Below are 24,791 nucleotides of genomic sequence, written 5' to 3'. Positions count from 1 at the left end.
TCCAGAGCATGATGATGTCATGCAGCGCCAGATCATCTATAGGTGTCCGCGCACCGGCATGAACGTGCAGCATCAGCTCGACGATGCGGCCCTCGAGCGCCCCGCCGAAAACATCCACGTTTCGGTTCGGTGTCCTGCATGCGCATCGATGCATTTTGTGAACGTCGTGACCGGCAAGCTGCTCGGCGATCGGAGCGGACCGCCGGCGCACGCGCGGCATTCGGCCTGAAGGCCGCATCCGGACACGCTCAAGGCGAAGGTCGCCCGATCATTACGCCCTGGCGCCGCGACCGGCGGAACGGTATCAGTGGCTTGAAAGAGGTCCGCGCGTCCGATCAAGTTCCCGCTGGAGCATTGCCCCGACCGCATCTGAGGCAAAATCTATGTAGGGTAAGTCGAAGCGCTGGTCGTCGCTCGGCTCACCATAACCCATGACGAAAGTGCCGATAGCCGCATCCGCTCGACCATAAACGGGGCGCGAGCGCAACGATCTTATGCCGTGCGAAAGGCACGTCGCGATGAAGAGGTCGCTGAAGCGGCTTTCCTTCTCCAAGTCGTGAACGGTGATGATCTGCCTCCCCTGCATCGCGGCCGTGCAGCATCCAATGTAAGGTGGTCCCATTGGGAGTTCCTTGATGGCCTGCTGAAACGTCGGCGGCAGATTCGGAAAGACGGATCGCTCCAACTTCGTATGATCGGCACTTGCAATGCAGACGCCCGCTCTGCATCCAGGCACCAACGCCTCCACTCGACCGCACAAAGTGGCGATCTGCGAGTCGAGCGGATCAGTCACATCTAAAGAGGAATTCTTTCGCATCGGTTGATCCACTACCCCAGCTTATGCGGATAGGTCGCTCTGTGGCATGCTTTCTCCGCATGGACGCTTTCGTCATCAATTTAGGAACTCGCAAAGCCTTTCTTGGTTCAGGCGGCATCGAACTCGGGGTGAATAGCCCGCCGGCCTAAGGTCCTAGCGTAAGTTGCAGCATCACGACGCTTGCGCCGGCTCCGGGCTGTCCTCGACGGCGAATTGGTGCATGCGCTCGACCGCCTGAATCGTCAGTCGGTGTCGCGGCTCGGACGCTGAGCCGCTTCGCCGGCGCGAGGTCGGCGACTGATGTTCTCTAGCTATATCTTCTGGCTCGCGGAACAAAGTTCCTCCGTCCAGATTTGTACCGAGTTCAGGATTCCGGGTATCCGAGCCCTGACGCAAGGGGGGACATTGGACCAGCCGTTCATCTTGGTCGTCGAGGACGACTATCAGTTGCAGGAGATGATCGAGGACGCCCTCGGCGAGGGCGGATTCTTCGTCAACACCGTGGCGACCGCGGAGGAAGCCCTGACGCTTTTCACCGGCAATCCCGGCGCGCACCGCGCCCTGGTCACCGACATCAACCTTCGCGGCCGGCTGAGCGGATGGGATGCGGCGCGGCGGGTCAGGGAGATCGTTCCCGACCTGCCGGTGATCTACATGACCGGAGCGGCCGGCGATCAATGGCCCTCGCAGGGCGTGCCCGGCTCGATCCTTCTGGCGAAACCATTCGCGCCGGCACAACTAGTCACCGCGGTATCGCAATTGCTGACCGTACGGGATGCGCACTTCGCGGGAGGCCCGGGGTGACGCCCGCATCCATCCTGCTCGTCGAGGATGAGGCGCTCATCCGGATGATGGTCGCCGAAATGGTCGAGGAGCTCGGCCACCGTGTGGCGGCCGAGGCAGGGACTCTGGAGGCGGCCATTGCAACAGCCCGGGACAGCGCGTTCGACGTGGCGTTGCTCGACGTCAATCTGGGAGGCTTCGCCGTGACGCCCGTGGCGCGGATCGTCCACGAACGCGGGCTGCCTTTCATCTTCGCGAGCGGGTATGGAGGCGGCGGCATCCCGGAGGAATTCCGGGAGCGGCCGGTGCTTCAGAAGCCTTTCATGCCCGATGCGCTGAAGCGGCAACTGGATGCCATCCTCGATCGCTAAAGTTCAATCCGAGAGCGTCCTAGCTTCGTTGTTGGAACTGGTTTTGGCCGGCGACGTTCTGGAGTCGTTTTTTAACGACCCAAGGAGCGCGCTATGCAAAAGCGCCGCAGAGTGAAGCAGACCCGCTCCCTTGAAGAACGTCTTGCCGAAGAAGCGAAGCGGCTCCGTGAGCAAGCCAACTCACTTCCCCCGGGCATCGAGCGAGATCACGCACTCCGCAAAGCCAGACAAGCCGAGACCGGCTCGCACATGAGCGAGTGGCTGACATCGCCCGGCCTCAAGCCCCCGGATTAGGAACATCGGCAGAGTCGAGCTATTTTAGATCCATCACCAGCAACGCGTGTCTTGCAGGCGCTGGTGGCTGAGAGATGCGAGCGCTCCCGCCTCAATATGGAGCGCCCCATGCCCCTTTTTTATTTTGACCTAAGAGACGGCGACGCCACGGCCATTGATGAGACAGGCATGCAATTCCCGGGTTTAAGGGCGGCCATGGAGGAGGCGGTGCGCGTGCTTAACGTCTTCGCCAACCAGGCCGAGGGGAGCTCCCAGAAGTCGTACCTCCGCGAAATGATCATTGAGGTCCGCGACGAAAAGGGAAACGTTACCGAAGTCTCGCACAGCAATCCGACTACACATCAAGGCCGTCTCAGTTGACAACCTCAGAGACCGGGCAGCGAACCCAGGCCTGGCTGGCCGTAAGCGATGATCCGGCGGTCAGGGCGAGCGGCCGGTACTGGCATCCCTCCAGCAGGAGCAGCCGGCGCGCAAAGCCGCCGATCGTGAATTCCAGGATCAGCTCATCACCCGACTGGTGAGCTGACCGGCGTCGCGCTTCCTAGGGATTAGGGATCAAGGCCGGGCCTCAAACGTCCGTAGCGCGCTCCTCCGGATTCGTACGGCTCCCGCCGCCATCTATCGTTTACGCACTGCTAGTACAATATCTACCGCATGAGCAACGACTTCGATCCTCAAGTACAGGCTGAGGCGGCGATGAAGGAGGCCGTCAACGCCGATGGTTTCGAACGGCAGCGCTGGATTCGGGTCGCGCAGGCCTGGCTCGAGCTCGCTCGGCCGCATCTTGGTCCCCTCTCTCCGGAGCCGGCCAGCTAGTCACCTGAATCTAAAGTTCGCCACATAATGTCTGCTGGGCTTTGTGGCAGAAGCGTTTGACGGACGCCAAAATCTGGTCTGCGGACTTGGTCCATTTGAAGGGCTTCGGGTGTCTGTTGTGCAAATCGATGAAGGTACGGATGTCGGCCTCGAGTTGCCTGACGGAGGTGTGAACACCTCGCTGGATCTGCTTTCTGGTGAGCTCAGCGAACCAGCGCTCGACCTGGTTGATCCATGACGCGGAAGTCGGCGTGAAATGGACATGATAGTGCGGCCGGCGGGCGAGCCACGCTTTGATCTTGGGTGTTTTGTGAGTGGCGTAGTTGTCCATGACGATATGGACATCGATCCCTTCAGGGACTTGAGCGTCGATCTCTTTGAGGAACTTCAAGAACTCGATTGCCCGGTGGCGTTTGTAACATTTGCCGATGACGAATCCCGAGGCGACATCGAGCGCGGCAAACAGCGAGGTCGTACCATGCCGCACATAGCTGTGCGTGCGCCGTTCCGGTACGCCCGGCATCATCGGAAGGACCGGCTGCTCGCGATCCAGGGCCTGGATCTGGCTTTTCTCATCGACACTGAGGACAAGGGCTCGGTTCGGTGGGGACAGGTAAAGGCCGACGATGTCGCGTACCTTGTCGACGAACAGCGGATCGCTCGATAGCTTGAATGTCTGGCCACGGTGCGGCTGCAAGCCGAACGCCGCCCACATTCGGCGGATCGTGGTGTGGGAAAAGCCGGTTTCCGCAGCCATCGAGCGGATCGACCAATGCGTGGCATCGGCTGGCGTCGTCCGCAACGTCCGCTCGATCACCTCAGCAACCTGATCGTCGTTGATGGTTCGAGGGCGGCCAGGGCGTGCCTCGTCAAGCAGGCCATCACAGCGGTCCTTCAAAAATCGGCGACGCCACTTGCCAATGGTGTGTTCGTGCAGGCCGAGTTCGGCAGCCACAGACTTGCTTGGCAATCCATCCGCGCATCGCAGGATCGCGCGGCATCGCTCAGATAGCGATCGGGCAACGCGATGACGACGAACTTGCCTCTCCAAGTACGCCCGCTCCTGCGGACTAAGCACCAACGGCGCGATCGGCCGGCCTCGCTCACCTGCATTAGCCACGAGCTCTCTCCTCTGTAGAGATTCGAGCTATCAACTAATGTGACGAACTTGCGCTCCAGATGACTAGGGCGCGCCCTCATAAATGCGCAGAAGTTTCGTCCTGGAGGTTACGCGGAAGAGAAAGCATTATGGGCAAAGGCTTTTTGATCGCGGCTACGATTCTCGCAACAGCAATCGCGATAGACCAGATCTACAATTTCGGTATCTACACAGACCACGCCCTGGCGATGCTTCGGCACATTCGCCATTCGCTTGGTTAAGCCTCGGCTGCGCCTTTGAACCCCGGCCTCTCGGAACAGAAACTTGCGGCGAGGGGGCAAGGCGATCCGGCTGTCGCGGTTAGATCGCCCCACCATTTGGGCCGGGCGAAAATTTGGAACAACCAACCGAACCCGCGTTATGGGCCGCTGGGGGACCGCGATGAAACTGCTGACCGAATATTTGGAGCATGCGCTTACATTTGAGCGTCTGGCGGCCGAGGAATCAAATCCACAGACCAAGCTCCAATTTGAAAAGCAGGCCGCCTCCTATCGGAAGCTTGCTGCCGACCGAGCTCGGAAATACGGGCTTCCGCTCCCAAGCCCCCCGCAAACGAAATAAGGCCGCCTCAAAGGGTACCAATATCAATTCACGATATCGGCTTGTGCACCAACGCGGATGTCCTGCAAGTGCGCTTTCGCGCCGGCTATCCGGAACATGACCATTACTAGAATGCGTCTCGACGCACGCTCTGGGCGGCCGGCTTGGCGAGGCGCGCGGGTCTGCCCCGCTGCCGAAACCGTCGTAGGCATCCGTCACAGATCCTCGCGCAGACCCTTGAAAAACGGGTGCCTCACCTTTCCTTCCGCCGACTTGGCCCGATATTCGACCTCGGCGAGCAGCTTCGGCTCCACCCAGATGCCCTTGTGGGCGATCCGCTTCGCGTACGGCTGCGTCTTCCGGATTAGAGGCTTCAGTCGCCTTTGCAGGTCGGCTGCGGAGACCTTATCGAAGCCGTGGTCGACCTTGCCGGCGTAGACCAGGTCGTCCCCCTTGCGCCGACCGAGATAGATGCCGTCCCATTTGCCGTCGTCAAGCGCGAAGCCGGCGATCGTCAGCGTCTCGCGCTGCGCGCATGTCTTCTTCACCCAGTTGTTGCCGCGGCCGCTGGCGTACACGCTGTCGCGGACCTTGGAGACCACGCCCTCCAGGCCGACCCTGCAGGCGTGCGCGAACATCTCGCTGCCTTCGATCTCGAAGCTTTCGCTGAACTGGATCTCGGTGCCGTCGATGATCTTCTTGAGTTCGGTCTTGCGCTGGAAGAGCGGCAGCTTCCGGAGATCGCGGCCGTTCAGGTACAGGAGATCGAAGGCGACTAGTACGATGCTGGTCGACCTGCCCTTCAGTTCGTTCTGAAGGACCGAGAAGTCCGTCGTGCCGTCCGCCGCGGGGACCACGATTTCGCCGTCCACGATCGCCGACCCGGCCTTGATGTGCCAGGCGTCGTCGGCGATCTTCTTGAAGCGGTTGGTCCAGTCGTGACCGCGGCGGGTGAAGACCTTCACGGCTTCGTTCGCCAGATGGACCTGGACGCGGTAGCCGTCGAACTTGATTTCGTGAATCCATCGCGCCCCGGACGGCACCTTTTCGATCGATGATGCCAAGGCCGGTTCTACGAAGCCGGGGAACGTCGCCTTCACGCCGACCGCGGCCGGTTTACGTCGCTGATACGCCACGCAACGAACTCCAACGCAACAACTCGCGGACTCAAAGCCGGGACCGCGGGATTCGTTTCCGGAACCCGCGAATCCTTGCGGCGTTGGATCGTCATCAGGTTCGCGAGAGGAGGAGCCGATGGCGGCAGCCAAGAAGAAGACCGCGCGTGGACGCAAGCAGGACCGGGCACGCGTCGCCAAGGGGCAGGACTACGAAGTCCGCTACGAAGCGAAGAAGACCGGTCGCTCGGCATCGGCCGTGAAGAAAGTCGTCAAGAAGGTCGGCAACAGCCGCAAGCGGGTCGAGAAGCGTCTCGGCCGCTAGGCCGCCTCAGACCCGGCCGGAGAACCGTGTGAATTCGGTCAGCCTCTGCACGGTTGGCTCGACGTCCTGCATGTAGATCTGGCTCCGCAGGAACGCGATCTCGTCGTCGAGAGCGGTCTCGTCGACGTCTATGAACCAGGACTTGGGTCACCCGTCGCTGCCGTCGTTCCAGCGATAGCCCCTTCGTTTCAGCGAGTCCTTGAGCTCGAACGCGGTCTGCTCCGCCCAGACCCGCAGCGTCGGCTTGCGGGCGGTCTCCAGCAGTAGCGCGAGCGCCGGCGCGCCCGTCGTCGGCAATTCGAAGGCGAGGACCTCCAGCAGGGCATGGCAGTCGTCGACGGCGCGATGCGCCTGGTGGAAGAAGCCGGCGCCGTTCAGCAGATAGCCAAGCTGCGCGCCTGCGAAGCCGTGAGCGCGCCAGTCGATCTCGGTCGCGCTGCAGGCCCAGGCCTTGTGCTCGAACACCGGCCAGTAACGTTCGACGAACCTCCGGTCGAAACCACTGTTATGAGCGATTGTGACGACTGAGTCGCCGACGAAGTCCGTCACGGCCGCATCGGTCGAGCCGATGCCCCGCCACCATCTCGTGGGTGATTCCGGTGAGTGCAGTGACCTCCGCGGAAATCGGCACGCTGGGCTCATTGAAGGCCGAGAACGTATCACGGACGCCGACGATGCGGCCATCGGCCGAGTAGTCGAATTTGACCATGCCGAGTTCGATGATCTCATCCTTAGCGTGATCGAGCCCCGTCGTCTCGGTGTCGAGCAGAACGCCGGTCCTGACCTCCTGCCCGAGCGTCGGCACGTACGTGGGTCTGGCGACCAGACGCCGCAGAATCCGGTAGTCGGGCGACCGGCTCAAGGCCTCGGCCATGGCAACCAGATCGGTCGTGTCCTGTAACATCGCTGCTCGGAATGACTGCCAGAACCGGTCGGCTGGCTGAACGCAGAATATCCGCAGCGCCGACAGTGAGGTACCGGAAAAACAAGCGATTCACGGGCTTTTCGGCGATTGTGGATTCGATAGCGGGCAGCCGGTCTGCGTTCGTGGTTGCAGCGGCGACTGATCGTCAGCGCGGCCGGCGATTGGGACAGGCATGGCCGCGCGGCCGGTCCTGCCGCCAATAGCCGACCGCCCCAGCTTTGCTCGGCCAAGGGCCACGGTCAGAGTGTTCGTTGAAAGCATCGTGCTTTGTTCTGCGAGGAACCCCTGCGCAACACTTTCGTTGTGCTGATCTTCCGGACAGCAAAGGATACGATTATGGACCGCGAACATGTGAAGGGCGCCGCCGACAAGGCAAAAGGCGCCATCAAAGAAGGTGCCGGCAAGCTCACTGGCGACAAGGACATGGAAACCGAAGGCAAGATCGACAAGGCCAAGGGATCCGCCCACAACGCCGCGGGCGACGTGAAAGATGCAGCGCGGGACGCCGCTGACGCCCTCAAGAAGTAAGCAGAAGAAGCGAAGATCAAAAACTAGCCGCCTCCGGGCGGCCTTTTTGCGCCAATTGAGACGGCAAGCGGGCTTTCAGTCGGAGATCAGAGGAACGAAGCGGATCACCTCTATCCTTTACTCGACGAAACGATCGTCCGGGGCGCGTGTCAGCTTCGTCAGCCACTGCACACCGTCAGGATCGCCGAGCGGGATGAGAAGTCGTCCCGACGGAGCCAGTTGAGCCTTGAGAGCCGCGGGCGTCTGCGCGCCGGCGGCCGACACCACGATCACGTCGAAGTCGCCGCCATCCGGCCATCCTGCGGTCCCGTCGCCCTGACGCAGATCCACGTTGCGGCAGCCGAGATGCCGAAGGCGCGATCGGGCCTGTCGTACCAATGCCTCGTGGCGCTCGATTGCGCAAACCTCCCGCCCGAGCTTGGCGGCGAGTGCCGCCAGATAACCCGAACCCGCGCCGATCTCTAGAATCCGGTCCGACTTGGCGATGGCGGCGGCCTCGAGCATCCTGGCGACGATGTAGGGCTGAGAGATGGTCTGCCCTTTCGGGATCGGCACGGCGCAGTCATCATACGCGGCTTCCGCGAACCGCCGATCGAGGAAAATCTCGCGGGGGACCTGCCGCATCGCCAGCAGGACCCGTCTGCTGCGGATGCCGCGGCTGGCAATCTGCACGTCGACCATCGCGTCGCGGAGGAAGCGGGACCTCCTTGACCGCGCGCACGGCGTCTCCATGCATGAACGATTTCGCTCCAGCAGATGGGAAACTCGGAGGCCAGCCACTTGCTCCTTGACTCGAGGGGTGGGTGGCGGCTCTCGCCGACGAGGCCGGCTCCGCTGCCGAGGAGGGAAATCGCGGAGCTGAGTCAGGAACGTGTCCGCAGCGGAACGACCGTGTCCGGATCGAATTGATCTTGCAGAAACCGAGCCGGAGAGCGCTCATGAAATGGATGTTCACGGCGGCATTGATGGCCGCAATAGCGCTGGCTTCGGCCTCCGGTGCGGACGCGAAAGGTTGCATCAAGGGCGCCATCGTCGGGGGCGTCGCCGGCCACATGGCAGGGCACGGCAAGCTCGGCGCTGCCGCCGGCTGCGTGATCGGCCATCATGAGGCGAATAAGAAGACCCCGAACGATTCGAATGCGCAGGCGCCGTCGGGCCGGAAGTGACCTTCCGGAACGGAGGCGGTTCGTCGTGACGCTGCCCTTGCGCCGGAGGCCGATCCGAACGTCGGCATCATGATGTTCGAAGCGAGACTTCGTCGGGTCTTCATGATTCCCGGGAGGAGACGCGATGAAATGGATGGTGTCGGCGCTCGTTCTCGGACTGGTCGCCTTGAGCTCCACGGTCTCGGCCCAACCGGTGAGATGGACGACCTATTCCATCCCGCAGACGGGTACCTCGGTGGATTTCCCGGCCTCGATCTTTACCGAAGAAGCCGGCCGTCCGGACGGGTACGGACAGCGATTTCGGACGGCTGACGGCCGAGCCGACCTTACGATACAGGCCGCACCCAACGTTGCGAACGATTCACCCGCTGCATTTCTCGCGAAGAAGCATCCGCCCGCGCGCATTCAGTACAAGCGAACGACGCCTCGGTTCTTTGCGGTGTCCAGCTACAAGGGCGACAAGGTCTGGTACAACCGGTGCAACTTCTCGAGCGAATTGATTCACTGCGTCCTGATCAACTACCCGGCGAGCGAAGAGCGCGACTGGGACCACATCGTAACGCGCATCAGTCTCTCGCTGAGGGGCAGATAAGGCGTGCGGGGTAGCCTCGCGCGGCCGCGCCGAGCGCCTAGCCGCGTAGCTTCGAGTACACGGAAGTCCGGAGAGGCCGCCGCCTTTGGCTATCCTCGCGAGCGCTAGTTCTGAATAGCGGGTCGTGAAACCTTTGGCTATCCGCGACAGGCGCCGTAGTTCAACGGCGGGCGACGGTCTCTACGGTTCAATGGGATACGACGATTATCGTTCCTCCAAAGCTGAGGCCTCAAGGGTGCCGCCCCGGACTGCGTTCCGGTCGCGCAGGCTCGCGTCCCGTCCGCCATCCCGCCGCGCGCAGGAACCTCAGATCTGGGCCGCCCTTGCAGGGCGGGCGCTGCGGCCGCGTCATCCGGTCCGGTCGATCGGTGACGACCGCGAGAACAACGCCGCCAAGAGCGTCAGTCAGGAACGGTGCCACCGTCGTGCGGTTGACTCCGGAAGACAACACACGGAGGTCAACATGGCCATGGAAGATCGCGAGACCTTCAGTCTCATCGGAAGCGACAAGGTCGAGGGCACGAATGTGTACGGATCCGACGGGCAGAAGGTCGGCTACATCGAGCGCGTCATGATCGACAAGGTCAGCGGCAAGGTGTCGTACGCGGTGCTCAGCTTCGGCGGTCTGCTCGGCATTGGCGACGATCATTATCCGCTGCCCTGGCAGGCGCTGAAGTACGACACCGACCTCGGGGGCTACGTCACGGGCATCACCCAGGACCAGCTTCGCGGCGCCCCAAAATACGCCGACGAGAGCGCATGGAATTGGAGCGACCCGGCGAGGGCGCGCTCCGTGAACGCCTACTACGGGGTGCCCGTGGCTTGATGCGGCATGACGCTCGGGCCAACGCCACCGTCGTTACGCAAGACGGCGCTCGATCCGCCGAGGAGGCTTGAAAAGTGATTGATGCCGTTCGTGTTCTGGTCGTGGAGGATGAAGCTCTGATCTGCAGCTTCATCGAAGACGCCTTGTCGGACGGCGGTTTCCAGGCCTGCTCGGTCTCTTCGGGGGAGGCGGCCCTGTCCACCTTTTGCGATGGCTGCGAGGGATGCCGGGCGCTGCTGACGGACGTCAACCTGGGTGATGGCATCACGGGCTGGGAGCTGGCGCGGCGGATTAGGGAAATCACGCCTGGCTTTCCGGTGGTCTACATGACGAGCGCCAGCCCCGGATTGGAAATCGCAGGGCGTCGACGGCAGCGTCCTGATCGAGAAGCCCTTTGCACCGGCGCAATTGGCTGCCGCCGTGTCGCAGCTACTGGATACCCGAGCCTAGCGCGGCGCTCGCGGTGTACGCGCAACTGGGATGAACGGCGCTTGGCGGTCCGCAATGGCCGGGTAATCGAGATACCCTTCTGGTCCTTGCGCGAACCACGCCGCTTGGTCGTCTGGCATGAACGGCAGGCCTTCGGCCACGCGGCGCGGAAAGTCGGGGTTGGAGATAAATGGCAAGGCGATGAAGCTTGTCCCCGACGAGACGGGCCGGGGCGGCGAGCGGTACGTCTGCCCCGCCTGCGAGGAGGATCCGCTGCACGACCCCGCCGCCCAAAAAAGGGCGGAGAGCCCGCTCCGCCCGCCGGCTAATAAAAATCCGGCTCTGGCGCCGAGGCCGGTTGTCGATCCTATCGAAAGGGCTGACTCGGCTCGACGGGGACCCGACTTTTCGGGAAAAAGTAGAAACTTCATCTTCGGAGACGAGTTGGCATCCGGCGAGGTCTGTTCTCGTCGGAGCCGAACATGGTCGACGACGTCCCGTTGCGCACGGCGGTACATACGGTCTGGTCCCTCTACCTTGGCGAGGCATCGCGACGTCGATGCTGCCGACACCCGCCGCTACCTGCTGGAGCGTCATCTGCAAGGGAAATGGGAAGCGCGTGTGAGCGATGCCGAAGAACTCACGGGATTCGGCCTGGCTTACCTTGAGCGCCTTCCCGAAGACGAATGTTGAGGCTGATGGAGGGGCTCGTCAGGCGAGCTGCGGTCGACAGCGCCAGGCCGGATTGGACGTTGCTGGCCGTCTCGCCTCCGCGGCCGCCGTGCTGCTCTTCCGTTCGATGTTTTCGGTCTAGAGGGTCGGCATCGATGCGCATCGCTCAACTTGCTCCCCTGGCGGAAAGCGTCCCTCCTAAGCTCTACGGCGGCACGGAGCGGGTCGTGGCGTGGCTGGTGGATGAGCTCGTCGAGCTCGGCCACGACGTCACGCTGTTCGCGAGCGGCGACTCCCGGACGAAAGGCGAGCTTCATGCCGTGTGGCCGCGCGCGCTGCGTCTCGGACGAAAGGGCGCCGATCCAAATGCCGCCTGCGCCGTGCTGCTGGAAGCGATCGCAAAGCGCGCGAAAGACTTCGACGTGATCCACGCGCACATCGACTGGCTGCCGCTTCCGCTGCTCAGCCGGCTCGGCGTGCCCTTCGTGACCACCATGCATGGCCGGCTCGACCTGCCGGGCCTTTCCGATGTGCTGCGGCAGTTTCCCGGCGCCGGCTTCGTGTCGATATCGGACCATCAGCGTCTGCCATTGCCGGAGGCGAATTGGATCGCCACGATCCCGCACGGACTGCCATCGAACAACTTTCGCCCGTCTTTCGATCAGGGATCCTATCTGGCGTTCCTCGGCCGCCTCACCGCGGAAAAGGGGCCCCAGGACGCCATCCGCATCGCGCGCGCCGCCGGAATGCCCTTGCGCATCGCCGCCAAGATTCCGCGCGGCGAGACCGTCTTCTTCAAGAAGCAACTTGAGCCCCACATCGACGGTCTGGCGGTCCAGCTCGTCGGCGAGGTGGACGAGGCGAAGAAGCAGCCGTTCCTCGCCGAGGCCGCGGCCCTGCTGTTTCCGATCGATTGGCCGGAGCCTTTCGGCCTCGTCATGATCGAGGCGATGGCCTGTGGGACGCCAGTGATCGCCTACCGCTCCGGCTCCGTGCCCGAGGTCGTCGAGGACGGCGTGACGGGCTTCATCGTCGAGAACGAGGAGCAGGCTGTCAGGGCCGTGGGCGATCTGGGCCGGCTCGACAGACGAAAAGTACGTGCCCGCTTCGAGGAACGCTTCTCCGCGGACCGAATGGCGCGCGAGTATGAAAGCGCGTACCGCCGATTGATCTCTGGCGCCGCGTACCCGGCTGCGGCATTCGCGGCGCCGCACGCCGAACGTCCGCGCGAGCCGAGGCCGGCCGACGAACTTCCGGCCCCCGGCTAATCGATTTTTAGCCGCCCCTTGAAAGTGGCCCCGGAGCATCCATTTGACATCCATGCGCCATCCCATTGGATGGTAGAAATGGATGCTTTCATGGCCGACAATGTCCGCGAGCTGCGATCCCGGATCCCCGATACCGAGAAGATCACGATCAACCTTGGCTATGTCGATCTGGGTCAGGTCGATCTGATGGTGCAGGAAGGGTTCTATTCGAACCGCACGGATTTCATCCGGACGGCCATCCGCAACCAGCTCGAACGCCACGCGGACGTCGTGAAGCAGTCGACGGTCCGAAAGAGCCTGGACTTGGGGCTGCGCAACTACAGCCGCGAGGATCTCGAAGCGGCGCGGCGCGCCGGCGAGATGCTGCACATCAACGTGCTGGGTCTCGCGACCATCGCCCAGGACGTCACCCCCGAGCTGGCCCGCGCCACCATTGCTTCGGTCTCGGTGCTCGGTGCCCTTCACGCCACTCCCGCGGTCAAGGCCGCACTCTCCGACAGAACTAGGTGAACGCGATGCTGAATCAGAACATGATTTCCGAGGCTACGCGCCTCACACGTGCGGGCCACCTGGTCGAGGCCACCGCGCTCCTGCAGCGCATGCTCCGCGGCGAGAGCGCCTCCGAGCCGTCGGACAGCACTGCCCGTGTCGCGCCAGATCGGCTCGAGCCGCCGACCATCGACGTGAAGGCCAACGTTGTGGAGGAGAAGGAAAGCCGACGAACCACCCGGGTTTCTCCCGCTCCTTTGCAACGCAAAAGCATCGCCCGGTTCGATCGCTTGAAAGACTTCCCCGGACTCAACCTGCGTGGTCCGATGACCCGCGCTCCGCCTGCCACGACGGATATCGCACCCGAAGGCACGAGGTTCATCGCCGGCACCTTCCGCAACGCGAATGGAAGCCGGAACTACAAGCTGTTCGTCCCAAGCCACTCGCAGGAAAAACCGCTTCCCCTGGTGGTCATGCTTCACGGTTGCACCCAGTCGCCGGACGACTTCGCGGCAGGCACCCGGATGAATTTCCTGGCGGAAGAGCGGAATTGCTTCGTGGTCTATCCGGAGCAGCCCAGCGGAGCCAACCAGGCGAAATGCTGGAATTGGTTTCGCACGGGCGACCAGCAGCGGGAGGGCGGGGAGCCTTCGCTGATCGCAGGCATCACTCGCCAAATCATGCTGGACTATCCGATCGATCCGAAGCGGGTCTACGTCGCAGGTCTGTCGGCCGGCGGGGCGGCCGCCGCCATCATGGCAGCGACCCACGCCGATCTGTACGCGGCCGTCGGGATCCATTCCGGCCTCGCCTGCGGGGCGGCAAGCGATCTTCCCTCAGCGTTCGTCGCCATGCGTCAGGGCGGCGGGTCTAAAATTGCCGCTGGTGGACCGCCAGTGCCGACCATCGTTTTCCATGGCGACCGCGACACCACGGTGCATCCGAACAACGGCGACCGGATTGTCGAGCAGTCCGCCAAGGCGGCAGGCTTGAAAGCGAAGGTGAGCAACGGACGGGTGCCCCATGGGCACGCCTACACCCGCACCAACCTTGCCGACGCGGACGGGCGCGCCGTCTCCGAGCATTGGAATGTTCACGGCGCCGGCCACGCCTGGTCGGGCGGCAGTCCCGCCGGCTCCTACACCGATCCCCGCGGGCCGGACGCGACGAGGGAGATGCTGCGCTTCTTCCTTCAGCATTCGCTCCCGGGTTAGTCGGGCTTCACAAGGCGCTCAGATCGTCCGGCACGTCCCCGAACTTCCGGATCAGCTTCGCGTCGCCGAAGTCCCCGGTTGCGGGGTCTCCGCTGCGGCTGAACGCGACGGCGCCGGCGTGTCCGGGCTTGCGCGCCAGCGCCTCGGCCCGCATCACCGCGGCATTGGCGCTCAGGCATTCCGCCGCCTCGCCGGCGGTCATGCCGTCGTCGGAGAAAACGAACGGCAGAGCGACATAGTAGGTCACTTCAGACATCTGCCTCATCCTTGCGTTCGCGCGCCCCTGGGAGCCGTCCCCGGGCGTAGCCTTTCGACACATTCGTCCGGAGCTCGTCGGTCTCGGCCTCGAGAAAGTCGACGGCGACGAGCAGTGCCTTGACCGCCTCCCGGGCGTCTCCGCCGCAGGCCGCGATGGCCTGGTCGGCGGCGGCCTCCAAGTCGAAAGTGGCCGGTCTGGAGGGCTCGGGCGTAGCGGTTATCAGATTATGTTCTCATTTTGTTCACGAGAGTCAAGCGCCGGCGCTCTGTTTCGCGGGCGCCGCTGCAGGGGCAGGCGGAATTCCGTGGGCGGCCCGTGGCGGTGTCGGAACCGCGCCGCCCCGTTCGTCTTGAGTCCGTGTCCCGTACCCCTGGAGCGTTGCGTACCCATGGCCCCCCGCGCGAACTGGAAAGGTTTCCTGCGACTCTCGCTCGTCACCTGCCCCGTGGCGCTCTATCCGGCCACGTCGGAGAGCGAGAAGATCAGCTTCAACCAGCTCAACCGGCAGACTGGCCACCGGATCAAGTATCTCAAGGTGGACGCCGACACCGGCGACGAAGTGCCCAACGAGGACATCGTCAAGGGCTACCAGCTTGAGAAGGGTCAGTTCATCGAGGTGACCAAGGAGGAGCTCGAGGAGATCGCGCTGGAGTCGACGCGCACCATCGAGATCGACGAGTTCGTCGACAAGGCCGACATCGACCCGCGATACCTGATCCGCCCCTATTACATCCGGCCGGACGGCAAGGTCGGGCACGACGCCTTCGCGGTTATCCGCGAGACCATTCGAGAGATGAACAAGGTCGCGATCGGGCGGGTGGTGCTGACCGACCGCGAGCACATCATTGGCCTGGAGCCATTGGACAAAGGGCTGGTCGGGACGCTGCTACGCTATCCTTATGAGGTACGCAGCGAGCAGGAATATTTCGACGAGATTCAGGATGTGAAGGTCACCAAGGACATGCTCGATCTGGCGAAGCACATCGTCAACCAAAAGGCCGGCCGCTTCGACCCGGAGAAGTTCGAGGACCACTATGAGACCGCGCTGATCGAGCTCATCAACCAGAAGCGGGCCGGCAAGCCGATCACGCCGAAGTCCAAGCCGACCACAGGCAACGTCGTCGATCTGATGGAGGCGCTTCGGCGGAGCGTGGGTCAGGAGGCCGCGCCGGCGAAAGCCGAGAAGCCCGGCAAGAAGGGGCGCAAGGCATCCGCCGGGCAGAAGGAAATGCTGATGCCTATCGAGGGCAAGAAGCCGAAGGAGGCGGCGGCGAAGAAGCCGGCGGCCAGGTCCCAGCGGAAGTCGGCCTAACGCCTCCACTCCGTCGTCTGGGACGATTGCCATCACGAACGAATGGGAGGATCGCATGGATATGAGGGAAGCCTCTGCAATGACGGAAGCCTCCGGTCTTCCGAGCGATCAGGACGCCATCGAGAATGCATCGCAAGCGATGCCCAGTGTCTCCGACGCAATGAGAGGCGGCGCGAAAGCGCGCGATGCGCAAACTCCTGCGGTAGCTTTTTCGGATGAGTTGCGCAGCTTGGCGCGAGAGGCGCCGCTGCTGGCGCTGTCCGTGGCATTCTTGCTGGGAGTTCTGGTGGCCCGGCGACGATAGCAGAAGTGGGCGGTCGCGCCGCAGCGCGGGGACTAAGCCTGGCTGGCTTCGGCTCAACGATCGGGGACAGTTCGTTGTGCGCATCGCGGACATTCGCCGTCTGCCGCTGCGGCGAGCTGGCGCCCCATTTCATGCCTGAGGGCTACGCTATCCCACGTGGTCAGGTCGGTCTTCACGATCCTTTTGGCGCGTTCGAATGCGTGACTCTCGGCAGCGTCATCTCCGACCCGGATGATCACGTCGTCGTGGAAAGGGCACGCCATCGTTGCGCGGGTGGTCTCGAGCGCATAGCGCACCACGTCGCTCAGGTCGTCGGGATCGACGTTGGCGGACATGTCGGCTCTCCTGCCGAAGCTGCCTCGCGAAGCCGGGCGGTCGACGTCAGCGGAGGCGGGCGGACCCGAAGCTCCCGGAGCTCCGGGTCCGCCGTAGCCTCAGCAGCCCGACACCAAGTTGTTCGGCTACACCTCAAAACTAAGACGTTGCGGAAGCAGCACATTGACGTGGCGCAACGGACAACCGCGCTGCCCTTTGTCTCAGTCGCGTTCCTGAGAAAGCCGCCACCTTGCAGACCCTCCGCGTCGATCGCGAAGACCATCGACCAGATCGATCGGGGCCTCGCGTAGGGCGCGGACCTAGTGGGACGAAACGATCGCTGCGAGGCCGAACGCGAGTATGCAGGCCGCGGCCAACGAGCAGAGGGCTATGGCGATTTCCCGAGGCATTGCTGCTCGATCCGTATTTCGTTGCTAGGGCTCTTCCTCGCTTGGGAAGGGTTCGTGGGTCTTGCGTCCGAGGAAGGTGGGCGACATCCGCTCGGCCATCGCCTTCTCGATCTCTCCGGCCAAGGCCCTGAAATGTTCGGCAAGCTTGCTGAACAGCTCTCTCTTCTTTGGATCGGTGGCGAGGTCTCGGATCATCTCGCATTCGGCAAGCTGAATCTGCAGCTTCTCCAGATGGGCATGCATGTCCTTCATGGACCGCTCCTTTCCTTTCGGCGGGAGGGCAAGCTGTCTGTCGGATGCTGATGCTACGGCTTTTTTTGTTCCGACACGGGAACCACTATGCGCTTTTCGGCCGTCCCAAGGCTACGGTTCAGTGGCAGGTCGGGATGAGCCCCGCACGGGCAGCAATACCTACGGTCCTGTCGGACGGGATTCCTACGGGGCGGCTGCCATCTATCGTTTACGCCGGCCTGCTACGATAGCCGGCGGCATGGACAACGATTTCGATCCTCAGCGGCAAGCGGAAGCGGCGATGAAGGAGGCCGTGCGCACCGATGGCGCGGAGCGCAGCGCTGGATCCATCTGGCGCAGGCCTGGGTCGAACTCAGCCGCCCCGCGCCATCGAACCGTTCGGTCCGCGGGGCTGCTAATTCTCCTCCTTGCACTCCGGACAGGCGTCGCCGATCGAATCCATGACGTCCCGGATTTCCTTGACCGCCTCGCTGGCGGACACGCCGGCCGGCGGGTTTTGACGAGCGATGTCGAAAGCCCGCTCGCGGGCGTGCGGGTCGGCGCGGTCCTGCATCCAGCCGTGCTCCTCGCACTCGCGGATGGCGCCGGCTTCTTGCAGCACGGCGATGGCCCAGCCGCGCAGCGTGCGGATCGCCGGCCGTCTTTCCTTGAACATCAGCATCGAGATCGCTCCTGCGAGGGCGAATCCTTCCGCCGCCTCGTCGTTCCCGGCGGGTAGCACAGGACAGGGATTCGCAATCGGTAGGGCCGGGGCTTGTCCCCGTGTTCCGCGGCGCTGTGCACAAGGGCATAGGCGCAGTAGCGGCCCGAGGGCGTGGCCGCCTCCTGTTTGAACCTTGTCATTCCAAACGCGAAAGGTGTATTCGCGGGCGTCGGTACCTCTGAAGTAGCAGGAGGGGTACATGGGAAACTGGCTCGTTGTTCCGAAGGGGACAAGCCTGGCGAGGCGGACCCGGACGCGTCGCGCTGCGCAATACGTCCGGATGTCCAGGGAGCTCCAGCGCTACTCGATCAAGAACCAGATGGCGGCCATCGCCGCCTATGCCGAGACGAACGATCTTACCATCGTTCGCACCTACGCGGACGAGGGCCGCAGCGGCCTCCGGATCAAGGGGCGGCCTGGTCTCATCGAACTGATCGAGGACGTTCAGTCGGGACAGGCCGACTTCGACCACATCCTCGTCTACGACGTCAGTCGGTGGGGTCGGTTCCAGGATGTCGACGAGAGCGCCTACTACGAATTCCTTTGCAAGCGGAGCGGCGTGCAAGTCGAATACTGCGCGGAGCTCTTCAAGAACGACGGCAGCTTCGTCTCCGGAATCGCCAAGAACCTAAAGCGCGGTATGGCCGCGGAGTGGAGCCGCGAGCTTTCGGTCAAGGTGCACGCTGGACACTGCCGGGTCGCGAGCCTCGGTTACCGGGTCGGCGCTCCTGTGGGGTACGGCCTTCGACGCTTGATGGTCGACGAAAGCGAGCATCCGAAAGCGTTCCTCGCAAAAGGCCAGTTCAAGGCATTGCAATCGGATCGCGTTCGTCTGCAGCACGGCTCCGCCGAGGAGGCGGCCGTGATCCGGTCCATTTTCGATCAGTTCGTCAATGGCCGAAGATCGTACAGCGACATCAGGCGACACCTGAACGACGCAGGAATCGCCAATCACAATGGCCGCCCTTGGACCGACGGTATGATCCCCACCATCCTGGCGAACGAGAACTACATCGGTAAGACCGTCTACAATCGCACCTCGCGACGGTTGGGGCAGAAGCTGGTCAAGAATCCGGATCACACCTGGGTCCGAGGCGCTGCGCAGATCGAGCCTATCGTGGACCCCGGCATCTTCGCACGCGCCCAGAAACTGCTGGCCGAACGGCGCGTGGAGATCCCCGAAAATGAGATGTTGTTGCGCCTGCGCCTTACGCTGCGCCGGCGCGGAAAGCTCAACTCGCGCATCATCAATATGACGCTCGGTCTCAATCACGTCTCGGCGTACGTGAAGCATTTCGGATCGCTGCGGAAGGCGTATGCGCTGATCGGATACGAGTCGCCGCGCGACTGCGACTGGATCGACACCCGGGAGTTTTGGGCTGCCGAACAGGCGAGGCACGCAACCGAGCTCGCGGGGGTGTTGCGAAACGACCTTGGTCTTCGGCCGGAGCTCGCTCCGGACGGGATCGGCGTCGATGTCGAAGGCAGGCGGGTAGTTTCGTTTCTCGTCGCGCGACGGCTGGCGCGACGGGGAGAGGATCACGCTGCGCAATGGAAGGCCTATCGAAGGCAGATTTCATCGGGCCTGCTTGCCGTGATGCGGTTGGATGCGGCAAATCGCGAGATCGAGGATTACGTTCTACTGCCTGCCTCGTTGAGGTCGGGACGCTACGTCTGGCTCGCATCAGGCTCCCTTCGTCGCCATCGCGGGGCGCTTTACCGGGAAAGGGGGGCACTGTTCGCGGCCATCAAAGCAACGCTGGCAAAAACCACCCGTGCCGCCCCAACCAGCTCAGCACCGCCGAAAAAGCGATCGAGATCAGGCCAGCCCAAAGCCAAGGGCTTCGGCGGGCGGCGCTCACGGTGCGGACGTACAAAATCGCACCGATGAGAGTGCCGTAATTCCTTCGGAAGTCACCGTTCAGTTTCGCGATCTTGGACAATTCCGAGGAGGTGTCCACGTCATTCGCCATCGGGCTGGCTCCTTCGTCTCGCTAGGACCAGCGCCTTATGAACCACTGTTTTGCCCGACGGAGCAAGACAGATTTCGTCTTATCGGAATTCTCTGGAGCCGTTTCCAAGCCACCCGATCGGCTCGAACCGCTAGGCGGCTTCGCCGATAAATCTCTCCTCACTCCGCTTCTGATTGATGAGATTCAACAATTGCGCCGAGGCCCGCGCGTCGCATAGGGCGCGGTGGTGGGTGGCAAGCGATATGCCGTAAATCTCGCAGAGCTTCCCCAGTCCGTAGGACTTGTGTCCCGGATAGCGCCGCCGCATCCCGGCACACGTGCAGAGCTTCGGAAATCTGAAGCGCCGCCCAATCCGCTCGAATTCGTAGGTGATGAAACCGTAGTCGAAGCTGACGTTATGGGCGACGAAGATGCCGTCGGCCATGAACTGCATGAAGGAATCCGCGACTTCGGCGAACAAAGGCGCGTCCCGAACCATTTCGTTCGTGATGCCGGTCAGCTGGACAATCTTTGCCGGAATGGAACGCTGCGGGTTGAGGAGAGAGTGCCACTCGTCCACGACCCGGTGGTTGCGGATCTTCACAGCGCCGATCTCGGTGATGCGGTCGCCGTTCGACCATGAGCCGGTGGTCTCGATGTCGACCACGACGTAATCCTGCTCGGGGTCGAAGCGGTAGTCGACCCGACCGATCTCGACCACAATGCCGGCGTCGCCGAGCTGACGGAGGCGGGTCAGTTGGTTGCGGCGGATCACATCGCCTTCCGCCTTGACCTCCATGAAGGACGCCTTGCCGTCCTGGACCAACATGAGGTCGGGGAAGCCGTCTCGCATCCCGCGGAAATCGTCGCACATGCCGCGGACAATGCTGGCGATGCCGGCCGTATCGGATCCTTCGAGCAGGGCGCGCAGCGCCTCCACTTGCACGTGATCCCAGCTGAAGATCCCGTTCGGGCGCCCCCATCTCGCTGCGACGGTGCGGAGGATCAACGGGAGGGCGGATCCGGACGCGATGGCCGCCAGCTTCTCGTCGATTGTCGCGGCGAAAAGCCGACTGAAGCTGCGGTCCTTCAGGCAATGAGGCAGCCAATCGAACCCGCTGGGCATCCGGGTGCTCTCGAAGAGCTCGTCCCAGAAGAGTAAGCCGAACAGGGTGTGCCAGAGCACGTTCTCGGTGAAGAAAACCTTGGTGCCCTCGCGCCGAAGCACACCGGCAACGCCCGCTTCAGGATTGCCGCGATAAGTGTCGTCTACGGTGATCGTGCGGCCGGACCGCAAAAGTTCGGTGTGGAGACCTGTGCGCTGTCCGCCGAACTTGCGCGCGTAGAAGTCGGTGGCGAAAAGGTGTTCTTCGTCGCTGGCGGGATCATCGATCATCCGCTGGAGCAGCGCTTCCGCCTCTGCCTTGTCGCCGGTATTGTAGAGCAGGCGAACCAAGCGCTCGTTGCAGTTGGGGGAAGGCCCGGCACGATAGAGCTGCCGGGCGAGCTCGCTCTCGCCCACTTTCTCGAAGAAAAGCCCAGTTTGATGCGCGGCTCGGCTGCGGAGATCGGCGGCGAACTCGGTTGTGCAGGCAGGACCTGCCAGCACGTCGATAGCGGCCCGCCTGTGAACAGCCTCCGATCCGTCCTCCAGGCTGTCCAGGACCCGGCTGTAATGGAACGAGGCGAGCGCCTCTTCAGCATCCGTGAAGCGCGCGCTGAACGAGGTCTCGCGGTTGGTGCGCAGGATGCCCAAATCGCGCAGCGCGAAGTTTTTCAGATCTATCTCGGTCTTGCCGAAATACAGGTAGAGCAGGAACTCGATCGGACGCGTCCCGTCGAGCGCGATGAAGTTGCGCGCGCCACAGTGCTGGGCGGCCACCGAAAAAGGGATGCTTTGTAGATAATAATCGATGAACTTCGGCTTGGACCAGGATTTGCGGACGTCTCCTCGCCCGGCCGCCTGCGCTCCGGTGACGAGGATGTCCTTTGGCAGGCATGAGACGAAGGCCGCATAGTCCGCCTCGCCGAGCTCCCGTGCGTGACCGGCCGTGGTCAGATCGGATGCCGCACGCTCGACGTCATCGATCTCTGGGTAGCTGAACAAGGATCGGTTGAATATGGCACCGCGCCTGTTGATCATCCGGACCAGCAGGCATCGCGCGTCTCTCGGAAGGCCCTCGAAACGCGCTATGAAGGCGTGATGCTCTGGACCAAGCACGGAGGCGTACGTCCGCTGCACGAACCCCAGCATTTCCGCGAAGTGGTCGAGATAATAATAGACGGGCAGTTGGGGCAGTTTGGCCAAGCGAACCTTCGGGGCAGAATCGTTTGTTCTATTTTTGTTCGAGGGCGGTCCTCTGAGTCAAGCGGCTAGGCGCTACAGGTGGCCCGAGCCGCGGACTTCGGTGGTCGCGGGCGCAGCGTCTTCACGCCCCGAGCAACGATCTTCAACGTCCCGTCCGGTAGCGGCCGCTGCAGCTTCAGGGCTTCCTCGGCCGGCGCTGTCATCCAAGTCTCGACCTCTTCGGGCGTCGTCAAGATTACCGGCATCGCTTTCGGGTGTATGGTGCCGACCTCGGCATTCGGCTCCGTCGTCAGGAACGCGTACAGGTCGTTGGTGGTCTCGCCTTCCTTGACCTTCCGCACCGACGTCCAATTGGTCCAGATGCCGGCGAAACAGGCGAGCGGACGGGTCTCGTCGAGCGCGAACCAGATGTCTCCGCCCTCAGCCTTGTTGAATTCGCTGAAGCTGTTGAACGGCACCACGCAGCGGTGCTCCGGACCCAACCATCTCGTCCAGTGTTTGCTTTTCACGTTGCGGATGTTGGTCGTGCCCCCGTCGGGTTCCATCCGGAGCAATTCCTTGAAATCCACCTCCTTGCCCTTGGCTTGCAGCTTCTCGGCCCGCTTCTTCGTTGCGTCCATGAGCGCCTTCGACGACGACGGCATGCCCCAGCGCCCGGTCGCGAGCTCCCGGCCATCAGCGCCATTGCGCACGATCGGCGCCTTATAGTCCGGAAAGACGCCCGGCATCGGCGCCAGATTGCCGACGTATCGGTTCACGACGCGGAACAGCGCGCTGATGGCGGCTTGCCCCCCACTTGTCAGGATTGTAGCAGACTTTTGGCCAGATCGCTTGCTATCAGATGTCCGGCCTGTTTGCGCGGACAAAGCCCGCTGGCCGAGATGGTGTTCGCTACGCGCGCTCCAAGCACATGGGCGACATTCTTGTTGCCAGTGTAATCTTCGGAAGCTCGCGCGTATCGACCGATCGGTCCTTCCATCTACTGCGTCCTGCAAGTTCGTGGGCAATCCGCCGAGCAACCTGCTCGCGGGCCGATTTCAGATCAAGTCGGCATGACGGCTACCGGCTGCTTGTACACGCCGCCCGATATCATCAAGCGCCAAGCGATGCGGGCAAACTTGTTGGCCAAGGCCACCGCGACCAACTTTGGCGGCTTTCGCTCGAGCAGCGAAGCGAGCCATGGTGTGGGCTTATGACGGCCCTTTCGAATATGCCTCAGCAGTGCGGTCGCACCGACGATCAACGTCGATCGCAGTATAGAATCTCCAGCCTTTGTAATGCCGCCAAGCCTTTGCCGGCCGCCAGTTGAATGATCCTTAGGTGTCAGCCCGAGCCACGCCGCAAAGTCGCGACCCGATCTGAAGGTCTCGGGCGGCGGCGCTTTCATGCTTAGCATGGACGACCCAATCGGACCGACGCCGGGAATCGTCGCGATCCGCCTGCTGACATCATCGTCGCGGTGCCACCTCATCAGCTTGGCTTCGATCTTTGCCAGGCGGGCTTCGACCGCGGCATATTCCTCTGCTTGGAGTCGGAAGAGATCCTTTGCCATTTCCGGCAAGCTGTCATCCTCGAGTACCCGTTTGATGAGTTGCGCGACATTCTGCCGACCGGCGGGGCCGACGATGCCAAATTCAGCCGCATAGCTCCTGAAAGCATTGGAAAGCTGCGACTTCACGCTGACCAGGCGTTCCCGCACAGTCATTAACATGCAGGCCGCCTGCCGTTCCCTCGATTTGATCGGTACAAACCGCATACTCGGCCGGGTGACCGCCTCGCACAGCGCTTCGGCATCGGCCGCGTCGTTCTTGCCGCGCTTCACGTAAGCCTTCACGTACTGAGGGGGGATCAGCTTCACCTCGTGACCGAACGACTGCAGCAGGCGCGCCCAATGATGCGAGCTGCCGCAGGACTCGATGGCGACGAGAACCGGTGGAAGCCGCTCGAAGTAGCGGATCATCTCGGCTCGCCGGAACTGGCGGCGGACCACCACCACCTCATTCTCATCAACACCATGAAGCTGGAAAACCGACTTGGAAGTGTCCATACCGATGCGAACAGGAAGATTCATCAGACTTTCCTCTCATCTAGTTGTGACGCTGACAGCGCCATAGAACCGTGGGGATGAGAGGCCGTCCACACCAGCACATCGTCAGGTCTCCGGAGCGGCCTGGCGAGGGCGCTGCGCCAACTGTAGCAGCGTGGCAGCAGGCCGGCGATTAGCCTTGGCGCATTTGCTGCAGCGAAGTCGGCTCGCCAAGTCATGGACGAAGGTTGTCGGCGGATGGGGCAGCGCGGCCAAGTCGACGTCCCGCTTGGTCTTGCACCGCGAACATTCGATTTCGAGCCAGGGATAGCCACCGTTGACGGCTTGGTCGAAGGTCGGGGACGGATCGAGAGGCCCACCATCCGACCACAAGCGTTCGTTGACAGACTCGCACAGGAGCTTGTCGGCCTGGCGGATCAAGGCCTCTCCCTTGGCCCGAGCCTCAGCGGACTGCGCCGCAAGGATCGTCGTCATCGCGCGGGCGCGGCCGAGCTCCTTCTGCAGCGCCTTTCGGTCGCCGCCGCTAAGCGGGGTCGGGTGGTGCTTCGGCGCCATCCGGGCGCGATCACTTGAACGACGGCCAGCAGCCAGTCCGCTGCG

31 protein-coding genes and 2 pseudogenes are annotated in these 24,791 nt (G+C 62.8%); 19 read left to right on the top strand and 14 right to left on the bottom strand.

Going from position 1 to position 24,791, the window contains the following annotated elements; all coding sequences use genetic code 11:
- Positions 1-19 precede the first annotated feature (19 nt).
- Positions 20-229, top strand: a complete 210-nt coding sequence (locus ACFLEY_RS41705; RefSeq protein ID WP_060910181.1) for a hypothetical protein — start codon at positions 20-22, stop codon at positions 227-229.
- Positions 230-304: 75 nt separating this feature from the next.
- On the opposite strand, the gene ACFLEY_RS41700 is transcribed toward ACFLEY_RS41705, so the two are convergent.
- The gene (locus tag ACFLEY_RS41700) at positions 305-817 is read right to left on the bottom strand and encodes a hypothetical protein (RefSeq protein ID WP_129557475.1); all 513 of its coding nucleotides are present in this window, start codon (positions 815-817) and stop codon (positions 305-307) included.
- A 456-nt stretch (positions 818-1,273) separates the two neighbouring features.
- Between ACFLEY_RS41700 and ACFLEY_RS41695 the strand changes: the two genes are divergently transcribed.
- From ACFLEY_RS41695 to ACFLEY_RS41675, 5 genes are all read left to right on the top strand, one after another.
- On the top strand, positions 1,274-1,621 hold the full coding sequence (locus ACFLEY_RS41695; RefSeq protein ID WP_060912870.1) for a response regulator: 348 nt from the start codon (positions 1,274-1,276) through the stop codon (positions 1,619-1,621).
- Between the two features lie 44 nt (positions 1,622-1,665).
- Positions 1,666-1,971: a response regulator gene (locus tag ACFLEY_RS41690; RefSeq protein ID WP_249163573.1), complete on the top strand. Its 306-nt coding sequence runs from the start codon at positions 1,666-1,668 to the stop codon at positions 1,969-1,971.
- A gap of 93 nt (positions 1,972-2,064) precedes the next feature.
- Positions 2,065-2,265 (top strand): hypothetical protein, encoded by a 201-nt coding sequence (locus ACFLEY_RS41685; protein ID WP_082755883.1) that lies wholly within the window; start codon positions 2,065-2,067, stop codon positions 2,263-2,265.
- A gap of 108 nt (positions 2,266-2,373) precedes the next feature.
- Positions 2,374-2,625 (top strand): DUF6894 family protein, encoded by a 252-nt coding sequence (locus ACFLEY_RS41680; protein WP_063824313.1) that lies wholly within the window; start codon positions 2,374-2,376, stop codon positions 2,623-2,625.
- Positions 2,626-2,919: 294 nt separating this feature from the next.
- Positions 2,920-3,081 (top strand): hypothetical protein, encoded by a 162-nt coding sequence (locus tag ACFLEY_RS41675; RefSeq protein WP_171901199.1) that lies wholly within the window; start codon positions 2,920-2,922, stop codon positions 3,079-3,081.
- A 10-nt stretch (positions 3,082-3,091) separates the two neighbouring features.
- Here the strand turns inward: ACFLEY_RS41675 and ACFLEY_RS41670 are convergent, their stop codons facing one another.
- Complete coding sequence (locus tag ACFLEY_RS41670) at positions 3,092-4,201, bottom strand: IS630 family transposase (protein WP_060908300.1); 1,110 nt, start codon at positions 4,199-4,201, stop codon at positions 3,092-3,094.
- 420 nt (positions 4,202-4,621) lie between these two features.
- On the opposite strand from ACFLEY_RS41670, the gene ACFLEY_RS41665 reads away from it, so the two are divergent.
- On the top strand, positions 4,622-4,801 hold the full coding sequence (locus ACFLEY_RS41665) for a hypothetical protein (RefSeq protein ID WP_060912871.1): 180 nt from the start codon (positions 4,622-4,624) through the stop codon (positions 4,799-4,801).
- A gap of 194 nt (positions 4,802-4,995) precedes the next feature.
- Here ACFLEY_RS41665 and ligD read toward each other — a convergent pair whose 3' ends face one another.
- Complete coding sequence (gene ligD, locus ACFLEY_RS41660; protein ID WP_060910185.1) at positions 4,996-5,916, bottom strand: non-homologous end-joining DNA ligase; 921 nt, start codon at positions 5,914-5,916, stop codon at positions 4,996-4,998.
- Between the two features lie 118 nt (positions 5,917-6,034).
- Here ligD and ACFLEY_RS41655 point away from each other — a divergent pair, with 118 nt between their 5' ends.
- The gene (locus ACFLEY_RS41655; RefSeq protein WP_060910186.1) at positions 6,035-6,220 is read left to right on the top strand and encodes a DUF3606 domain-containing protein; all 186 of its coding nucleotides are present in this window, start codon (positions 6,035-6,037) and stop codon (positions 6,218-6,220) included.
- Positions 6,221-6,226: 6 nt separating this feature from the next.
- On the opposite strand, the pseudogene ACFLEY_RS41650 reads toward ACFLEY_RS41655, so the two are convergent.
- A pseudogene (locus ACFLEY_RS41650) lies at positions 6,227-7,124 on the bottom strand (3'-5' exonuclease).
- 357 nt (positions 7,125-7,481) lie between these two features.
- Here ACFLEY_RS41650 and ACFLEY_RS41645 point away from each other — a divergent pair.
- Entirely contained in the window at positions 7,482-7,673 is a 192-nt protein-coding gene (locus ACFLEY_RS41645) for a CsbD family protein (RefSeq protein ID WP_060912872.1), read from the top strand.
- Between the two features lie 117 nt (positions 7,674-7,790).
- On the opposite strand, the gene ACFLEY_RS41640 is transcribed toward ACFLEY_RS41645, so the two are convergent.
- On the bottom strand, positions 7,791-8,354 hold the full coding sequence (locus tag ACFLEY_RS41640) for a protein-L-isoaspartate(D-aspartate) O-methyltransferase (protein ID WP_060910187.1): 564 nt from the start codon (positions 8,352-8,354) through the stop codon (positions 7,791-7,793).
- Between the two features lie 257 nt (positions 8,355-8,611).
- Between ACFLEY_RS41640 and ACFLEY_RS41635 the strand changes: the two genes are divergently transcribed.
- The 7 genes and pseudogenes from ACFLEY_RS41635 (at position 8,612) to ACFLEY_RS41605 (ending at position 14,329) form a co-directional block, all read left to right on the top strand.
- Positions 8,612-8,839, top strand: coding sequence for a hypothetical protein (locus ACFLEY_RS41635; RefSeq protein WP_060910188.1), 228 nt, complete (start codon positions 8,612-8,614; stop codon positions 8,837-8,839).
- A 124-nt stretch (positions 8,840-8,963) separates the two neighbouring features.
- A complete protein-coding gene (locus tag ACFLEY_RS41630; RefSeq protein ID WP_060910189.1) occupies positions 8,964-9,431 on the top strand; it encodes a hypothetical protein in 468 nt (155 codons plus the stop codon).
- 463 nt (positions 9,432-9,894) lie between these two features.
- A complete protein-coding gene (locus ACFLEY_RS41625) occupies positions 9,895-10,257 on the top strand; it encodes a PRC-barrel domain-containing protein (RefSeq protein WP_060910190.1) in 363 nt (120 codons plus the stop codon).
- Positions 10,258-10,331: 74 nt separating this feature from the next.
- A pseudogene (locus ACFLEY_RS41620) lies at positions 10,332-10,707 on the top strand (response regulator).
- Positions 10,708-11,513: 806 nt separating this feature from the next.
- Positions 11,514-12,626 (top strand): glycosyltransferase family 4 protein, encoded by a 1,113-nt coding sequence (locus ACFLEY_RS41615; protein ID WP_060910192.1) that lies wholly within the window; start codon positions 11,514-11,516, stop codon positions 12,624-12,626.
- 90 nt (positions 12,627-12,716) lie between these two features.
- Positions 12,717-13,136, top strand: coding sequence for a CopG family transcriptional regulator (locus ACFLEY_RS41610; RefSeq protein WP_028150805.1), 420 nt, complete (start codon positions 12,717-12,719; stop codon positions 13,134-13,136).
- A 5-nt stretch (positions 13,137-13,141) separates the two neighbouring features.
- Positions 13,142-14,329 (top strand): PHB depolymerase family esterase, encoded by a 1,188-nt coding sequence (locus ACFLEY_RS41605; RefSeq protein WP_060912873.1) that lies wholly within the window; start codon positions 13,142-13,144, stop codon positions 14,327-14,329.
- Between the two features lie 7 nt (positions 14,330-14,336).
- On the opposite strand, the gene ACFLEY_RS41600 is transcribed toward ACFLEY_RS41605, so the two are convergent.
- A complete protein-coding gene (locus ACFLEY_RS41600) occupies positions 14,337-14,585 on the bottom strand; it encodes a hypothetical protein (protein ID WP_060910193.1) in 249 nt (82 codons plus the stop codon).
- Positions 14,578-14,766 (bottom strand): hypothetical protein, encoded by a 189-nt coding sequence (locus tag ACFLEY_RS41595; RefSeq protein WP_249163339.1) that lies wholly within the window; start codon positions 14,764-14,766, stop codon positions 14,578-14,580. The genes ACFLEY_RS41600 and ACFLEY_RS41595 overlap by 8 nt, the downstream gene beginning before the upstream one ends.
- A gap of 210 nt (positions 14,767-14,976) precedes the next feature.
- Between ACFLEY_RS41595 and ACFLEY_RS41590 the strand changes: the two genes are divergently transcribed.
- Together ACFLEY_RS41590 and ACFLEY_RS41585 are read left to right on the top strand one after the other, a co-directional pair.
- Positions 14,977-15,900 carry a Ku protein gene (locus ACFLEY_RS41590; RefSeq protein ID WP_060910195.1) on the top strand — a complete coding sequence of 308 codons (924 nt, stop codon included), beginning with the start codon at positions 14,977-14,979 and terminating at the stop codon, positions 15,898-15,900.
- A 55-nt stretch (positions 15,901-15,955) separates the two neighbouring features.
- Positions 15,956-16,204 carry a hypothetical protein gene (locus ACFLEY_RS41585; RefSeq protein WP_060910196.1) on the top strand — a complete coding sequence of 83 codons (249 nt, stop codon included), beginning with the start codon at positions 15,956-15,958 and terminating at the stop codon, positions 16,202-16,204.
- Between the two features lie 53 nt (positions 16,205-16,257).
- Here the strand turns inward: ACFLEY_RS41585 and ACFLEY_RS41580 are convergent, their stop codons facing one another.
- The 3 genes from ACFLEY_RS41580 to ACFLEY_RS41570 form a co-directional block, all read right to left on the bottom strand.
- Entirely contained in the window at positions 16,258-16,539 is a 282-nt protein-coding gene (locus ACFLEY_RS41580) for a hypothetical protein (RefSeq protein WP_060910197.1), read from the bottom strand.
- Positions 16,540-16,953: 414 nt separating this feature from the next.
- The gene (locus ACFLEY_RS41575; protein ID WP_396604419.1) at positions 16,954-17,181 is read right to left on the bottom strand and encodes a hypothetical protein; all 228 of its coding nucleotides are present in this window, start codon (positions 17,179-17,181) and stop codon (positions 16,954-16,956) included.
- 394 nt (positions 17,182-17,575) lie between these two features.
- Positions 17,576-17,842 carry a hypothetical protein gene (locus ACFLEY_RS41570; protein ID WP_060912874.1) on the bottom strand — a complete coding sequence of 89 codons (267 nt, stop codon included), beginning with the start codon at positions 17,840-17,842 and terminating at the stop codon, positions 17,576-17,578.
- 241 nt (positions 17,843-18,083) lie between these two features.
- Here ACFLEY_RS41570 and ACFLEY_RS41565 point away from each other — a divergent pair, with 241 nt between their 5' ends.
- Positions 18,084-19,775: a recombinase family protein gene (locus tag ACFLEY_RS41565; protein ID WP_211434688.1), complete on the top strand. Its 1,692-nt coding sequence runs from the start codon at positions 18,084-18,086 to the stop codon at positions 19,773-19,775.
- A 212-nt stretch (positions 19,776-19,987) separates the two neighbouring features.
- Here ACFLEY_RS41565 and ACFLEY_RS41560 read toward each other — a convergent pair whose 3' ends face one another.
- The 4 genes from ACFLEY_RS41560 to ACFLEY_RS41545 form a co-directional block, all read right to left on the bottom strand.
- Positions 19,988-22,144, bottom strand: coding sequence for an exonuclease domain-containing protein (locus ACFLEY_RS41560; protein WP_060910202.1), 2,157 nt, complete (start codon positions 22,142-22,144; stop codon positions 19,988-19,990).
- A 65-nt stretch (positions 22,145-22,209) separates the two neighbouring features.
- A complete protein-coding gene (locus tag ACFLEY_RS41555) occupies positions 22,210-22,872 on the bottom strand; it encodes an SOS response-associated peptidase family protein (protein WP_249163340.1) in 663 nt (220 codons plus the stop codon).
- 314 nt (positions 22,873-23,186) lie between these two features.
- Entirely contained in the window at positions 23,187-24,215 is a 1,029-nt protein-coding gene (locus tag ACFLEY_RS41550) for an IS110 family transposase (protein ID WP_060908347.1), read from the bottom strand.
- 81 nt (positions 24,216-24,296) lie between these two features.
- On the bottom strand, positions 24,297-24,746 hold the full coding sequence (locus ACFLEY_RS41545) for a hypothetical protein (protein WP_060910203.1): 450 nt from the start codon (positions 24,744-24,746) through the stop codon (positions 24,297-24,299).
- Between the last annotated feature and the right edge of the window lie 45 nt (positions 24,747-24,791).

Origin of the sequence: Bradyrhizobium sp. YCK136, assembly GCF_044570075.1 — a bacterium.
GTDB classification, from domain to species: domain Bacteria; phylum Pseudomonadota; class Alphaproteobacteria; order Rhizobiales; family Xanthobacteraceae; genus Bradyrhizobium; species Bradyrhizobium diazoefficiens.
Note: the sequence above shows the minus strand (reverse complement) of the source record. Positions and strands in the feature narration are given on the sequence as shown.